General features: G+C 60.0%; 10 protein-coding genes. All 10 read right to left on the bottom strand.

Going from position 1 to position 16,301, the window contains the following annotated elements:
* Positions 1-16: 16 nt before the first annotated feature.
* Entirely contained in the window at positions 17-1,186 is a 1,170-nt protein-coding gene (locus ROSERS_RS21805; RefSeq protein WP_011958906.1) for a DUF1624 domain-containing protein, read from the bottom strand.
* A gap of 375 nt (positions 1,187-1,561) precedes the next feature.
* Entirely contained in the window at positions 1,562-3,292 is a 1,731-nt protein-coding gene (locus tag ROSERS_RS21800) for a B12-binding domain-containing radical SAM protein (RefSeq protein ID WP_011958905.1), read from the bottom strand.
* A 162-nt stretch (positions 3,293-3,454) separates the two neighbouring features.
* Entirely contained in the window at positions 3,455-5,920 is a 2,466-nt protein-coding gene (locus ROSERS_RS21795) for a hypothetical protein (protein WP_011958904.1), read from the bottom strand.
* A 585-nt stretch (positions 5,921-6,505) separates the two neighbouring features.
* On the bottom strand, positions 6,506-8,527 hold the full coding sequence (locus ROSERS_RS21785; protein ID WP_011958903.1) for a twin-arginine translocation signal domain-containing protein: 2,022 nt from the start codon (positions 8,525-8,527) through the stop codon (positions 6,506-6,508).
* Positions 8,528-8,554: 27 nt separating this feature from the next.
* Complete coding sequence (locus ROSERS_RS21780; RefSeq protein WP_041336022.1) at positions 8,555-9,799, bottom strand: glycosyltransferase; 1,245 nt, start codon at positions 9,797-9,799, stop codon at positions 8,555-8,557.
* A 163-nt stretch (positions 9,800-9,962) separates the two neighbouring features.
* Complete coding sequence (locus ROSERS_RS21775; RefSeq protein ID WP_011958901.1) at positions 9,963-11,468, bottom strand: ArnT family glycosyltransferase; 1,506 nt, start codon at positions 11,466-11,468, stop codon at positions 9,963-9,965.
* Positions 11,469-11,519: 51 nt separating this feature from the next.
* The gene (locus tag ROSERS_RS21770) at positions 11,520-12,245 is read right to left on the bottom strand and encodes an acyltransferase (RefSeq protein ID WP_011958900.1); all 726 of its coding nucleotides are present in this window, start codon (positions 12,243-12,245) and stop codon (positions 11,520-11,522) included.
* Positions 12,242-14,299, bottom strand: a complete 2,058-nt coding sequence (locus ROSERS_RS21765; protein WP_011958899.1) for a CpsD/CapB family tyrosine-protein kinase — start codon at positions 14,297-14,299, stop codon at positions 12,242-12,244. Before ROSERS_RS21765 ends, ROSERS_RS21770 begins: the two co-directional genes overlap by 4 nt.
* 136 nt (positions 14,300-14,435) lie before the next feature.
* The gene (locus ROSERS_RS21760) at positions 14,436-15,059 is read right to left on the bottom strand and encodes a D-glycero-alpha-D-manno-heptose-1,7-bisphosphate 7-phosphatase (protein ID WP_011958898.1); all 624 of its coding nucleotides are present in this window, start codon (positions 15,057-15,059) and stop codon (positions 14,436-14,438) included.
* A gap of 69 nt (positions 15,060-15,128) precedes the next feature.
* The gene (locus ROSERS_RS21755; RefSeq protein WP_011958897.1) at positions 15,129-16,172 is read right to left on the bottom strand and encodes a GHMP family kinase ATP-binding protein; all 1,044 of its coding nucleotides are present in this window, start codon (positions 16,170-16,172) and stop codon (positions 15,129-15,131) included.
* Between the last annotated feature and the right edge of the window lie 129 nt (positions 16,173-16,301).

Below are 16,301 nucleotides of genomic sequence, written 5' to 3'. Positions count from 1 at the left end.
GCAACACAGCCGGGCACTACAAATATCTGAGCACACTCTCCGGATATCGCTTCCGCAGCGCGCGGTAGCGCTCGCAGAGTGGAACCAGCGCCATCATTCCCAGCGCCCACACCGCATATCCGTACACAATGCCCGGCAATTCGGGCGGATCGAACAGAAAGAAGCACTGCGCCAGGGCGTGATAGATAACGATGTGCATCACGTAGAAGAACAACGAGGTCTGCCCGATAAGCGTCAATATGCGCAACAGACCGGCGTCAATCAGGGTTGGGAAGGCGACCAGCGCCGCAAAGATCAGCGCCGCGATGCCCAGTTTGAACGCCAGATAGCTCAGGCTCGGCGGCGCCTTGCTCATCACCAGAACATACTGGATCGGTTCGCCAGCCCGGTATGCTCCCAGATCACCGTAGCCGCCGATCAGCCGCAATGCCGCCCAGATCAGCAACAGTCCCCCCCCGATCACGATCCACGTGCGTGGTTGACGCAACATCGGCTGGCTCAGATTCCGCCCCAGCACAAATCCCAGCCACATCACCGGACCCCATCCCAGCACCGGGAACCCGACCGGCGGATGCGTCTCATAACTGTAGGTCAGAAAGAGCGCCTGCGCCAGGCTCTGCGGCGCTCCCGCTTCGAGTTGCGGACGAAGGACCTCGATCATGCCCTGGTGAACGAGCAATGTTGCAATCGCAACCGCCAGAATCGCGCGGGTCGGCAACAGGCGCAACCCGGACAGGATGATCATCCCCAGCCCCATGGCAGTCAGCACGTGGATGTACGGCATCTTCCCCAGCCACAACCAGGCGCAGATCGTCAGATCGAGCGCCATGATGACCCCAGCGCGCGCCAGAATGAAGCGGCTCACTGCCCACGGTGACGCGCTTTTGCGCACCCGCGACTGTTCGAGCAGCGCCAGGCTGACGCCCGCCAGGCAGAAAAAGATCGGCGATGCCAGGGTGGTGAGCAGGCCGGAGATCCAGTAGGGCGGGCTTTGCAGATACACGCGCTGCCCGCCATACGACTCGGCCTGCATGCCGACGCCGATGAAAAACGCCGCGTGGGTCAGCGCCATGAGCGCCAGCGCCACGCCGCGCAGCGCGTCGATGGCGGTGATGCGACTACCGGCGCCGACCTGCATTGTCACTTCGGTCTGCGTCAGAACACCCGCAGTACTGTGAAGCGCCATTCTTTCTCACTTCCTGGATCAACACCGGTGCAGCACCGGCGAACATGCAGGAGGCCAATACCGGCAAACGATGGGGAAACACATAAGCCTGACCTCAACGTTGCCCGGATGACTGCACTCATCATCACCTGTCGCTATGAAGGAGTGATGAACCCGCGAAACACTCCGGGATGACAATTCTGCAAGTGGAGCGGCTTTTTTGAGAACCTGTTCTCGCTGAACGTCAGGATACGGATCAACGACACACCGATAAACAGGCGCGCCAGGACGTACAGCGTCCCGGCGCACCGGATTGATCCCGCAGAAAGGTTACTCCGCCTTTCACGTGCGCCAATTGTGCAGGCGGCGCCCTTCTTGCAATGTTCGTGTGAAGCGCTATGCGCCGCTTCCCGTCAGGCTGCCGCTCATCCAGCGGATGTGGTTCGTGCCGATCTTCCACAGATGACCGAGCGTCTCGCGGTTGCTGGCTGCTTTGAGGAAGGTCATGATCGGACCAGGGCGCAGCGACCATTCGCGAGCGGCCCGCTTCGCCCAGTACTCCAGATCCTTCGAGCTCAGGTGCGGGTAGTTCAGCACGGTGTGGTTGTACATGTCGTAGTCTTCCCAGCGATCCATCTGAATCCAGCCGTTCTCGACCGCTTCGTAGTAGAAAGGCGTGCCGGGATAGGGCGTGGCGATATGGAAGAGTGCAATGTCCAGCGGCAACCGCTTCGACAACGCAATCGTCTGCTGGATGGTCTCGACCGTCTCACCGGGCAGACCGATGATGAAGTACCCCCAGTTCTTGATGCCGACTTTGCGGCTGGCGTGGATCGTTTCTTCGATGCGCTTGACCGTCGTGCCTTTGCGCGCGCGCTTCAGCACCGCCTCGCTGCCGCTCTCCAACCCCCAGGCGATCATGAAACAGCCGGCTTTCTTCATCAGCGCCAGTTCTTCTTCGTCGACGAAATCCACGCGGCTGTTGCACGACCATTGCAGTTTGATGCCGTCCTTGATGATCGCGTTGCACAGGTCGTAGACGAACTCTTTCTTGACGGTGAACAGGTCTGCCTCGAAGTGGATGTGGTGCATGCCCATCTCTTTGAGCATGTACATTTCTTCGAGCACGTGCTGCGGGCTGCGATGCCGCACACTCGCCTGATAGGTGACGTGCTTGATGCAGTAGCGGCATCCGGCCGGGCATCCGCGGCTCGTCAGCACAAACGTGTATGGTCCGCCGACAATCGGCACCTTGTACTTCTTCCAGGGGAGCATGTGGTGCAGCGGCAGCGGCAGGCTGTCCAGGTTCTCGATGAATGGGCGGTCGGGGTTGATCTGAACCTCGCCGTGCTCATTGCGAAAGGCAACGCCGCGCGTCTCGCGCAAAGCGCGGGCAATGACCTGCGGATAGACCCCCAGAAAGCGTCCGCGGGTCGTCAGGTACGACGCATCCGGGAAGGGAAGTTTGCGCCACGGCGCCGTCAGGTCGGGGTTGCCGACCGGCACGGTGTCGGTTGCTTTCTCCAGTTCCACCTGACGGTCGATGGTCTGAATGACATCCAGGATGGTCATTTCCGGTTCGCCGCGCACCACGATGTCGAGCGTCGGGTATGACTCGAGCGTCTCACGGCTCATCGGCGTGACGTGGGTGCCGATTGCCATCGTGATCGTACCAACCGACTTGCCGAGGAAGGTGGTGCGCATATCGTTGGTCAGCGTCGGCGCGGTGGCGTGGATGACCATGTAGCGCGGCTTGTGCCGGTACATGTAGCGCTCGAACTCTTCCCAGGTCATGCCCAGACCGATGGCATCGACTACATCGACGCTGTAGCCTGCCTCCTTGACCACGGCGCCGATCTGCGCCAGCGCCGTCTGGGGCCAGATGATGCCATCACGGGTGCGGCGTCCTACACGCGCAATGTCGCGCAGGAACAGGTCACCGTCAGGTGATGGCGGGTTGAGCACCAGAACGTCGAGGCGCGGCTGCTTCTCGCGCGGCATCTCGACGAACTTGATTTCGCCAGCGCGCTCATCGGCGCGGGCGGGGGCGACCAGTTTGATGCCCTGCTTTTTGTCGCCAGGGGCAAGATGCTTCCCATTCGTTGCGTTCGTCTCGTGATCCGTCATGTGTCTTCTTCCTCCCACGTGGGTCAACACGCTGCGGGCGTCGGGGGTCGCGGGGTCTGCTGCCGCGAGGTTCCCCTGCTCACGCTGCGCGCTGGACTGATAGTACACCGTTACGGTATCATTCCAGGGTGAATGGCGGCTGAACCAGGGGTTGAAGCCAGGTTACAGAGGTGACATATTGACCGCCGCCGCCGTCTGAACCGCCTCGCGCCGGTAGAGACCGGCGGCAACGAATGCTGATATCGCATAGAACAGTGCTGCGCACGCCATTGCTACCGTAAATGTGCTCGCCATGCTGATAATAATCACCAGGGTTGAGCCAACCACCGAGAACACGCCGTTCATCCCCCATGCCCATGGCACCAGGGTTGCGCCGTGCATACCAAGCTGTCGCAGTCCCGTGGGGAACGGCATCCCCATGATCAACGCCAGCGGCGCGATCATCAGAACGCTCAACGCCACGCGCACACCATCCGACAGGTGCAGGAACGATTGAAAGAGTGACGGCAACGTCACAATGTAGATGCCGATTGCAACCGCCACACCGATCAACACCGCGCGCAACCGCGCCGCGCTATCGATCAGGCGGCGGCTGAGCAGGCTTCCTGCCGCAGAGAAGATCAGCATACTGAAAATCGTCGTTGTAATGGCGCTGGTAGGATAGCCGATGAACAGGGTGAAACGCTGGATCAGCACAATCTGCACAAAAATGTAGCCGACTCCCAGCGCACTGAAATACACCAGCATCGGGCGTGCCAGCGGCAGTTGCAGACCCCGCCGGTTGTGGCGCCAGAGAGGTGCAATGATAAAAATAGCCGCGCTTGCCAGCGAAAAGCCAGCCATGGTGATCAGAATGAGATTGCCGATCGGAAAACGGTTGATCTTGCCGCTGAATGCCTGATTGAAGGCGACATGATCCCATCTGAAGTAGTTGTAAAAGAACGGATTGTCGTCTGTCACCGGAAAGATGTTGAACTGATACGCTGCTTCAAAAGCGCGCGGATCGGGCGCATGCAGGTATGCTGCATAGGTGGTGTCGAGACGTTCCAGTGGATCGTGCAGCATGATGAACGCATTGGTGCGCGCCCATGCCCGCAGTCGCTCAATCGCCTGCGGCGAAAACGGAGACGGCGAGACCAGCAGCGTCGCCTGGGTGTTGGTGTCGTTCGCAACAATTGCAATGTGCGCCGCAGGATCGGCGACGCCGCGCTGTCGCAACGCCTCCGCAGCCAGACCGGTGATCCGCAGCATTTCGCGCGGCGGCTGATCGACGTTGCGTGTCCAGGCAAACACCCCTTCCGGGTTGAGCCGGTTCAGCACCAAAGCAAACGAGTCGACAGTATAGAGGTACGACTCCGAAAGCACATACGCACCACCCGAAAGAGCAACCAGATTATCGAGACCGATCCCCTGAATGAGGTCATAGGTGCTGGTATCGCGGGTCAGGAAACTCCGTCCTTCTGCAACGATGATGCGTGTCGAGGGGTGCCCTGCGAGATTGCCGCTGAACTCGCGGTAGGGTCCTTCCAGCAACTTCACGACATCGGCGTTCAGTTCGATAGCGGTGATCTGCCTGGCGCCGTACAATCGCGCCAGCAGAATGTCAAGCCCGCCCCCAACACCGATCTTCAGCGTTGTGTCGTGTTTCAGCCCCAGATGGTACGGCGCGCTGATGATGGCGTGGTCGAGAAAGCGAAAGCGTTGCAGATCCTGGTCGGTTCCATCAAAACGGTACATGCCGGTCATTGAGGTCCCATCAAGCGTGACCAGTTTCAGGTCGTACAATGGCGCCTGCTGAAATGCGTCGCTCTCCAGATAGACCCGGCTGATGCCGCCAACGATCATCGGTTCTTTGACCTGAATGGTCGGCAGCACATCCACGCGCCCGACCGGATTCCAGCGGGTGTACTCCGGGCGAGCGTCGAAGTGTTGCTGCGCCCATCCGAGTTCCTTCGATCCCGGAACCGGCAGGTGCAGCGGCGAACCGAGGATCAACCACAGGATCAGCCCGCCCTGCCCGACGCCGAGCGCCGCTGCGCCGATGCGCCAGGGGCGCGTGAGACCGACGCCGAACAGAAGACTGCCTGCCAGCGTGAGCAGCGCCGTTGCTGCAATCGTCGCGGGACCGCCAATCGCCTGGATCACCCACACCACTGCCAGCGTCGCCGCGCCTGCGCCGAGCATATCGGCGAAGTAGAGGCGGTGCGCTTCTTTGTGCCAGATGGTGAAAACGCCGGAAACGATCACACCGCCGAGAAAAAAGGTCGTGAACAGCCCGACAAAGTAGATTGCCAGCCCGATGAGGGTTTGAACAATCTGACTGCCCCGCAGCGGATCGATAGCGATGCCGCCGATGATCGCCAGGTTGAGCAGGACCATCAGGCTATACCCAATGACAAGCCTGCCCAATCGACGTTCGAGCGTTGCAGCGCTCCAGCCGCGCACTGCCAGAAATGTGCCGGATGCGCCGCCACCCAGGAGCGCTACACCAATGATCAGGTAGGTGAAATGGTGCCAGATCATGATCGAAAACACGCGGGTGAACGTGATCTGCAACGCCAGTATGCTTGCTGTTACCAGCGCCAGCCCGACATACCTGCGCCAGGAGTGGACGTGAACGACTGCCATGATGACTCCCTGTTCTCAGTTATTCGTGCACGGAAACTCTGTCTCTGTCCTTCCGAGGCTGCAATGATGTACGTCCAGCATGCACACAGCACGCCCTGTGCCGAGGTGGGTGCTGGTGCGGGGAATAGAAACTGCGTATTCTTATTCGCTATACCCTGTGAGGATACCGACTCAAACGGCTTAAACGTAACGATACACGGTTGCTCTCTGGTTTGATGTCAAATCTGGTAGAACACGATGCGCGGTGTACTGGTGTTTGTTTACCATCTGCGCGGTTTGCCACGGAGCGAGAGCGTCCCGCTCTCGCAGGGCGACTGAGGGCAAGATGCCCTCGCTCCCGTGATGGATCACACGGCTGCATGCGGGCGCGACGCCCGCACGTGCGGAGACGCGCCCGCCGGAGGCGCGCGCACCCAGGACATCTCCACGCGACGCCTGCGCATGCGGGGACCCACCCAGACGCCATTGCAGGTTTGCCAGACCGCCGTCGCGACGCCCACGCATGCGGGGACGCGCACCGTTCCAGCGCACCAGGAACATCCCGGAACGACCAAGTGGCGCGCCGGAAGGAATGCTTCGTATCAATCAAGATTTGGCATAATACGCCCGTACCCGACGCTGCCCGCGAGCGAGCGGCACTGCGCCATAGGTCACACCACCGACCTGCCTGCGCACGGCGCTCGTTAGCATGCCATCGATCATCACCTGGCGCAGTGGGCGTTGCCGGTGTTCCACCGGCAGTAACAGCAGCAGATGATGCTGCGCTGTCCCTCCCGTCTCTGCCTCGAACGTCAGCATCCCTTCGGCGTCATTCCAGGTCAGGTCGCGCATCGCGGCGCCATGACGCATCTCTGTAAACGCCAGCCACTGTTCAGCAGACATGATGGCAACACCACGACTGGCGGCATGATGCAGGATACCATCGAGCCAGTCGCGTTCCAGGGCAGCCTTTTCGGGCGAAAATGCATATGGATCGAAGTGGCTCTGGAGGCCGAGCGCCGATGGAAACCGTTCGACCGCCTGATCGATCTGTTGTCGCGATAACGCCACAGCATCCGCCGCACTCAGATTCATCTCATATCCATGGTCGAATGCAGCAATCTGGTGCTCATCAACAATATGTGTGTGCTGCTGGTAGACGCGCAGCAGGCGACCCTGTTCGTCGACAAACGGCAACGGCAGGCCGCTGCCGGTCAGGTAACCATTGACATAACGACCATCGGGTCGGCGCATTGCCGGGCCGGCATGGTAATAATCGAGGCTCATATGAATGCCGTACTGCGCCTGCACTTTCGCGGTATCAACCCAACCCGACCAGAGCACGCGGTGGGTACGCACCGTCGGAGCTGCGGGACCGTAGCCATGTTTCACAAAATCGTTCCAGGCACGGTTATAGCCGTATGCCACACCTTCCTCAACCCATGGATGCAGGCCGAACCCATGGCCCTGTTCGCGCCAGCTTTCAACAAGGCGGGGCGTCGGGTAGCCTGAATGTTCTTCGAAAACATGCCCGACGACTGGAAGGGTTTCGGCCCACCACTGGATTCGCCGTGCCGTGCGCCGTGCGGCGCTGACCCTGGGGGTCGTGTAATAGACCGAGATCGTTCCACCATAGCGTTCGACAATTTCAAGCCCTGGTGTAATATGTCCCACCTGAATCCCGTGCGCGTCACCTGTCGCAACAAGCACCGCCGTCGCCCCTTGCGGCAGGTACCAGATTCGTGGGAGCGGCATCGCGTCAGTGAGGGCGTGGATCATGTTGGCGAGCAGGCGCTGCAGTTCATCGGCCTGCGGTACGTCTATCACCTCCGGATCGATCCAGTCGACGAACAGATCCATGGTGCGAATCCCGTCGAGTCCGTCGCGCTCCTGATTGGCGGCGCCGGGATTTCCCTGCCGTATCAGGGCGATATTGTGTGGGAGATCGAAGGACCAGAGAGCAGCAATACCTTTACCGGCGCGGTTGACCACTGCAGCCGGATAACGTGTGGCGCTTCCGTAAGGCTGACTGGCCCAGGCAATCGGTTCAGCGCCAGCCAGTTGATACTGCTCCACCGGCGTGTGAATCTGGAAGGCGTGTCGGTCAATACCTCGCGCCAGTGGATGATCGGCGGCGGAGAGGTACGCGCGCGCCAACACGCCCCCGGTATGGCGTACACCCATAAGATCGGCCAGTTGCGGATCGGGACGCATCGCAATGAGCCTGCCGCCGGATAGAACGTATGATCTGAACATCTCAGCTTCAGGCGAGGTCAACTTGCCAGCAGCCAGGATCACCAGCGGGAAACGACCGATCAATGCGCTGTCGAGATCATCGATCCGGGCTGTACGGAATGCGGCGAACCCTTCAGCGCGCAAGATGGCGCCGAGATACGCTCCAAACGACGGCATCGCCCGCTGATTGGTGACCAGCAGGATCGGCGCATCTGGTTGCGGGCGACCCGTAGCCTGCGCCAGCAACGCCGCCGACTCTGGCTGCGGCGCCGGAAGCGGCGCATTGACCGCAACATACCCGGTTGCGCCAAGCGCGCCAGCTGCGACGGTGCACGCACACGCCTGAAGGAAACGGCGACGAGTGATGATTGGGCGCTGTGCAGGCTGCTTCATACATTTAGAGTTGATGAATATCGCACCTTACGACACCACCGCCGGATGCACACTTTCGGGGTTCGTCACCGCTGATGGGATGGCATTGCCATTCAGGTCACGCGCCGCCAGCCCCTCGCGCACGCTCAGTTCCGCAAGAACACGCGCCAGGCTCCACGCACTCACCAGCTGCACCCCGGTCAGCACCATCAGCGCACTGACCACCGGCGCAAACCACGAGATCTGCAACGCAGGGTTGGTCAGGTCAAACGCGACGGCGGCGATGTACAGAACGACTCCCAGCACGATTGCCAGGATGCCCAGCCACCAGTAATGTTTTTCGATCTTGCGTCCATTGCCGCGTGGACCGAACATTCCCTGCCGGATGGGGCGCTTGTGGAACAGGGCGACGATATAACTGAACGATGTACCGGTGGTGTACAGCGTCACTCCGGCGACCGCCAGCACCAGCGCCCCGAAGAGGCGTGGGAAAGCGACGGCGCTATCGACGCCGAACGCCTGCATGCCGAACGCCAGCGCCATCACCAGCACGCTGGCGAGCAGCAGGAGCGCGCCGATGCCGCCGAAGATCCGCACCGGATTGTAGGTGAGCGCCGTCCACACAATACTCTTGAAGAAGCGCAGCCCATCGCGCACGACGCTGAGTTTGCTGCGACCCGAGCGTTCCTTGTACGGGATCGGCATCTCGACCATGCGCAGGTTTTCGTGCAGCGCGCGTGTGCTCATTGCCGGCGTGAAATCGAGCGTATCGGGGAGGGGGTAGAGGATTGGCAGCACCTCGCGGCGGATGACCCGCTGACCGCTGGCGCTATCGCTGATGCGCACTCCTGCCACCAGCGAGAGCAAACTGGCAAAAATGAAATTTCCGATACGTCGCACCAGCGGCATCTCGCTGGTTGCCCCCGCCATCCGACTGCCGATCACCAGATCGGCGCCGTCGAGCGCAATTTTGCACATCTGCGGGAAGTATTCTGGCGGATACGTGCTATCCGCATCAAGGAATCCGAGCAGTTCGCCCGTCGCTGCCTGGAACCCGGTCTTGAGCGCCCCGCCATACCCCTTGTTCGGCTGCTGGATCAGGCGCACCCGTGGCACATAGCGCCGCACAATCTCCGCCGTGCGGTCGCGTGAGCCATCATCGACTACGATACATTCCAGCGTATCGACGCCATACTTCGGCAGTTCAGACTCGATAGCCAGCACCCGTTCCACGATTGCTGCAATGCCATCTTCTTCGTTGTACGCCGGGATCACGACCGATAGTGTTGTCATACCGCTTGATTCCTCCATCTCATACGCACCTGTCGCGCAGCGCCCGTCAGGCGCCCGACGCAGGAACGGATCCGCCATATCACTGCTGGAGATCGTGGCATGGAGATATGACAATCGGATGACGTAACGGGGAATCAAGGGTGAGGGGTGCGTCAGGAGTCGGCTATTTCACGACCCGATAGAGGCTGTAGACGCCATGCCTGGCGACCAGTTGAAGATTGCGAGAGGTGATGTATCTGTCGTATATCTTTGTCCACGAGCCAAAACTGCCTATGAGGATATAATCCGGATCTGAAGGAACGACATCGCGCATATCGTCAGGCAATCGTTGGCGAAGCATAAGGTGACGAGTATAGACATTCGCCGCATGAGTAGACGGATAGGTGATGCGCCGATCAGACTCGATGCTAAACTCCCATTCCCAGGATGCAACGATTGCATCTTCAGGAACGATACGTTGTAAAACTGTCACCATGTGCCGGTAGCCGTTGTCGGAAGGATGGAGGACGTTATAGACTTTGTCTGGCAGACCCTGATACACCACATACGTACCACATAAAAGAACGACTATTGCTTTCCGGGGGATAGAGGGGATCGCAGCGTAGTTCCAGAGCGCGATGAGAGCGCCTGCGAGCGGGATCGTCGTCAGAACAAGAAAGTAAAAAGCGTACCGCGCCCACCCGATCGACAGCGCAGCAAACCATACCAGGTTGACCCCCAGAAAGATCAGCAATACGGCGTGGATAAATCCGTGAAAGGTTGGCCGGCGCGCCTGATAGACGCCCCATACGATTGCGAGGACTCCCCACAGCCACCATCCGGTTCGCCAGAGGACGCTCAAGGCATTGCGCCAGCGTTCTGGATCGAGCGCTGCGATATGGAGCCAGAATCCGTCACGCAACACCGAAGCATTGTCCTGGAATCGATCACTACCGACAAGAGCGATCTGAGCCGCATACCAGCCAGCGACACATGCCATAGCGCAGATGCCAGGAACAATCACTGCCAGCCAGCTGGCCTTACGGTAGTACAGTCTGTCCAACACCAGGATAACCCCCAGTGCGACAGGCACGAGAATGAGCACCTGCGATTTGGTGACCATGGCAATGCCCCAGGCAATCCCGCTGAATACCCAGGCGACCGGAGCATACGTTTTGCGTTCCAGCGAGCGGAACCAGATCGAAAGACCAATCAGCAGATAGGCGAGCGCAGGAACTTCGCCCAATGCCTGGCGTGCCATCGGCACAAAACTGGCATAGATATCATATGTGCCTGCCAGCAAAAAGAGGAACGCCAGACCGGCGCCGCCATCTCCGATGAGCCGTCGCGCTATGAGAATAAATCCAACACACGCCAGCACCGCAAATGGAAGGACAACCATCCGCGCCAGCCAGACGCCTGGACTGAATATGCGGTACGCAAGGGCAATCGGAACAATGACCGTTGGACCGGTCTGGATCGCTGGATCGAGAACTCGGGGCTTTTCGGGGTCTGGCAATGCATACAAGCCGCTACGAGCCAGCGTAGCGGCTGTGCCTGCGTTTAATCCTTCATCAAACCAGGGGGGAGGATACAGGGGTTGATGAGCGTACAGAAGATATCCAATCGCCAGTACGCTAACAACCAGCGCGATGAAACGATACGATGAGATGTGAAGACGAAGCGTCATTTCAGCGATAATGGGAGTAAATCATCTCATTTTACAATCCGACGAATCACATCAATACACGGTCAGGTTCACCGGTGCCATCGGTTGCTCACGCAGATTGCGCACAACGCGCGCCGGGTTGCCGACGGCGACGCAATAATCGGGTACATCACGGGTGACGACGGCGCCAGCGCCAACGACGGCATTTTTGCCGATGCGAACTCCATCGAGGATAATCGCGCCGCCCCCAATCCATGCGCCGTCCTCGACGATGATGCCCTGACAGGTGATCCCCTGCAGACTGATCGGTCTGGTCGTATCGTGATAGATATGGTTCACCGCCAGCATCTGCACCATCGGCGCGAGAAAGACGTCATCACCTATCCTGATGCCGCCCTGACCCCGCAAAATACACGCTTCGCCGATCAGCGACCGCGCGCCGATATGAATGCCAGCGTGCGGCAGATTGCGGAAATTGTAGACGTGCAGGATGGCGTTCTTCATCACATAACTTTCGCGACCGATGGAGATGCCGCCAGGACAGGCATGGAGGTAGACGCCGTGATCGAGGTACACGCCCCGTTCGAGACGCACATGATCGGCAAAACGAATGCGCACCCCGTCCTCAATCGCTGCCACGCCCTCCATGTGCAGGATCGCGCGATACGCAACCGCGCGCACGCCAATGCCGACGATACCCGGAATCCATCCGACCGCCGCCTGGACAACCTGCTCCCATACATATCGGCGTATCGACGATGACTGACGCGAGAGATAGAGGTTTACCTGGTCGATCATGGCTGTTTGCTGTGTCTGCGGTTTCTGGTGCGCCCCGGTCGATGCGCTTTTGCAGTCGAAGAAGGCGTTCTTGTTTCTCTGAGCACATTGGAGCGTTGTGATGAGCCGGGTTGCTGATCCGAAGATACCTGCGCCGGGTGCAGTGGTGCGCCAGATTCTGGCATCTCCTGGCCATTGACGCTCTCTTCTGGAACGCGAACGTCCTGGCGCTGATCGACCTGTCCGATCAGCGCTGCATCAGACGCATCCGACACATGCGCACCAGCATCTGGCGGTGGCGGTACGATCACGCGGCGCTCGTCGTTGTGGGGCATATCATCGGGAGGCGGCGTGATGATGACGTGCTCGGCTTCCGGGATCTGCGACGTATCGATATCGGAAATCACCGATGCCTGCGGCGCTGACGACCAGCCATCACCTTGCGACTCGCCGGTGTGCGCTGTCGCATCCGCGCCGTTCTCCGACAGGTCGGGGAGAGCCGGTTTACGATGCCAGGGCCACGCGCCGATCAACGGGCGGCGAGGCGACTCGAGAGCAGACGGTTCGAGCAGCACTGCACCCATCAGATGCGTGCGCTGATCCTTCTGGAGACGCTGCCTGCTCTGCGCGATCATATCCTGTTCGTCAACCGCCGGATCAATCACCACGACAACCCCGTCTACGTGCGGCGCCAGTAACGCCGCATCCGGTCCCGTCATCACTGCCGGACCATCAAAGATAACGACATCGGCGACGCTGCCGAACAGATGGGTCAATTCGTGCCAGCGACGCGAACTCAGCATCGCCGGTTGCGCATCGAGCGTCGGCGCTGCCGGGAGGAACGCCACATTCTGGATCGCGGAAGGAAGAAGACGCGCTCGCAATTCCTGACGATCCCCCGCGCCCAACTTCGTCCACGGGCGACCGGGATCAGGCTCAGCACTGAACAGGCGGGTCAGGTGCGGTTGAGTCGGCTCTGCATCCACCAGCAACACCCGGTGCCCGGAGCGGGCGAACAGATCGGCAAGATCGACGCTGACTGCGCTGCGTGCCTCGTTTGGTTGCGTTCCGGTGACCAGCAACGCACGCACACCTTCTTCACGCGCCGCCAGCATCAGATTGGTCTGCACCTGCCGCATCGCCTCCAATCGGCGCTCCGCAAGGGTTTCCGGCACAAATCGTAACGGGGGACCTTTCGGAATATTCCCAAGAACCGACAGATCGAGGCGATCACGAATATCACCCGGACCGCGCAGCCGTGGATCGATCCGATCCAGCACATACGCCGCCGCTACCGCGATGGCGAACCCGCCGAGACCGGCAAAGAGGATCGTGAGATTACGGCGCGATGGCAACGGACTGCCTGGCGGCTCCGCTGGCTCAAAGGGGGTCAGGACATTCACAACACTGCTGTTCTTGAATGACAGCAGGCGATTGTACGTCTCCTGTTCCTTGCTCAGGCTCGCTTCGAGCTGCATCAGCGTCTGGTTGATCTCCGCAAGGTCGCTGGCGGACACCACCTGCTGACGGCGAAAGGTCGTCTCCTCGATACGCGCCCGCAGATCGTTCAACCGCGCCTCACTCTCGCGCAGTTGCTGTTCGATGGTCATCTGCTCGGCAGCAATTTTGTCAGGCGATGTCGGACTATAGGCGATCAACTGATCGGCGATGGCATTGGCGATAGCGGCGGCACGCACCGGGTTCGAGTCGGTCACGTAGATTTCGAGCAGGTTTGCACTTGGCACCACCGATGTCCGCAGCATATAGGTGGCGATCACATCCCAGGAGAAGGGGAGATTCAGTTTTTCCTGCACCGGGCGAAGGATGCGCTCACGCTTCGCCAGTTCGCCATAGAAACGTCCAAGCGACGATCCCAACTGCAACTGGATCGGATCGGGGCGCTGGCTTTCGAGCGTGTTGCCGATCATGAGGGTTGCGCGCGCGACGTAATAGCGCGTTTCGGTTCGACTGATGGCGAAAGCGACGCCGGAAGAGAGCGCAACCGCAATAGGAATAATCCACCACCAGCGCACAATCGGGCGTGTCAGGCGGATCAGTTCATTCAGGGTAATCATCACTGGCGGTTTCTCCTGCAAGCCGTTCGACATCACCATCATTCATTCGTGGATCGAACTGCCGGCGCGTAAGGCGCGGCAGCCGTGGGACAGCAACATGGCGTCTTCTGGCTGATACGTCAATCGGTTGATCCTGTCACTGCCACGAGATCAATGACGCCCCGGCGTAGCGTTCATAGAGCGGATGATCCGCTTCGCGCCGCGCCAGCGCAACGTTTTCCTCGCGCATCACCCAGGCGACCGCGCCCAGGAGGTCGTTCGCAATATACGCTGGCGGATATTTCTGGATCTCCGGCAGCAGCGCATGGTGCGCTCCTCTTCCGGTACGTACCAGTATACTACGTATTCCCATCGCATGCCCGGCGGCGATGTCGGTCCAGGCGTCGCCAACCAGGTAGGCGTGCGAGAGATCGACGTTCCACCGGCGCGCAAGATCGCGCAGCATGCCGGGGTGGGGCTTGCGACAGTCACACCTGACATGGTCGTCGTGCGGGCAGTAGCGAATATCGTGGATCTGTCCGCCATACCGCGCTATCTGAACCTGCATGCGCGCATGAATGTCTTCGACAACATCCGCCGAAACGACGCCCCTGCCGACGATCGCCTGATTGGTGACCACGAAGACGCGAAACCCGGCAAGGTTGAGCCAGCGTAGCGCTGCCAGCGTACCCGGAAGGAACACGAACTCCTGCCATGATTTGACGTGATCGACACGATTTTCGTTGATCACGCCGTCGCGATCCAGAAATATCGTCCGCATCGGAGCACCTTTCCATCTGAGCGAGGTTCGGAAACGCGAACTACGGCGCTGCAACCGCAGCGGGGACGATCATTCGTTCCAGTTGTACGGCGAGTCGAGCAGGTTGGTATGCAACAGGATGCGCGCCCCCTCGAACTCGAAGGCGAAGCGCATCTGGATCAGCCCCAGGCGTGTCAGTGCGGCATGCACCGCTTCCTGCCGATCTTCGCGGCAGTAGAGCATGAGAAAACCGCCGCCGCCAGCGCCGGTAATCTTGCCACCGCCAGCGCCAGCAGCGATCGCTGCGGCATACGCTTCATCGATTGCACTGTTGGAAATGCCGCTCGCAAGTTGTTTCTTGTGCCGCCAGCTTTCATCGAGCAGCGCGCCAAAGTCATCGAGTCGCCCATCTTCGAGCGCTGCCTTGATCTGCCAGCCCAGTTCTTTGATGCGGTGCAACGATTCGACCGTTTTGCCCGCACCCTGCCCGCTGCGTTCGCGCTGCTCGCTCAGGATATCGCGCGCCTGCCGCGTGGCGCCGGTGTAGAAGAGCATCAAACGACGTTCGAGCGCACGGACGTTGCTCGCGCTCATATTGAGCGGCGTCACGCGCACGCCGTCGGCGCTGAACTCGAAACAGTTGAGACCGCCAAACGCTGCGGCGTACTGATCCTGCTTGCCGATCGGCGCTTCGAGACGCCTGGTTTCGATTTCATACGCCGTCTCAGCCAGCTGGCGCTTGTTCATCGCGTTGCCCGCCAGCGTGCTGCAAATATTGCAGAGGGTCACCGATACGGCGCTCGATGATCCCAGCCCTGTTCCGGGCGGCACTTCCGATGCGATGAAGATATTGACCGGCACACGCAGGTTGAAGTGTTCGTAGATCACCTGACCCATGCGCATTTCCAGGTTGCTGTTCACAACCCGACCATCCACCGGCACCTGAAGAATACTGCTGCGATAATCGGCGGAAATGACCTGGAAGGTCGTATCGAAATTCCTGGTCACGATGCCGTAGATGTACTTGTTGATCGACGCGCTGACGACCATGCCGCCAAAACGCTCATAGTATGCAGCGAGATCGGTTCCGCCGCCCCCAAAACTGATCCGTACCGGTGAGCGTGCAATAAGCATGCTTCATCTCCTTACGCACAGGGCGCTGGTCGCTGCCGGTGAACGTGAATGACGGCGGCACAACACCGCCGTTGTCACTGCTGACGCTACTCTAGCACGCGGCAATGAAGCGGCGGTAAACTGAGGAAG

Source organism: Roseiflexus sp. RS-1, assembly GCF_000016665.1.
In the GTDB taxonomy this organism is placed as follows: Bacteria; Chloroflexota; Chloroflexia; order Chloroflexales; family Roseiflexaceae; genus Roseiflexus.
This window is presented reverse-complemented; position numbering and strand designations above follow the sequence as displayed.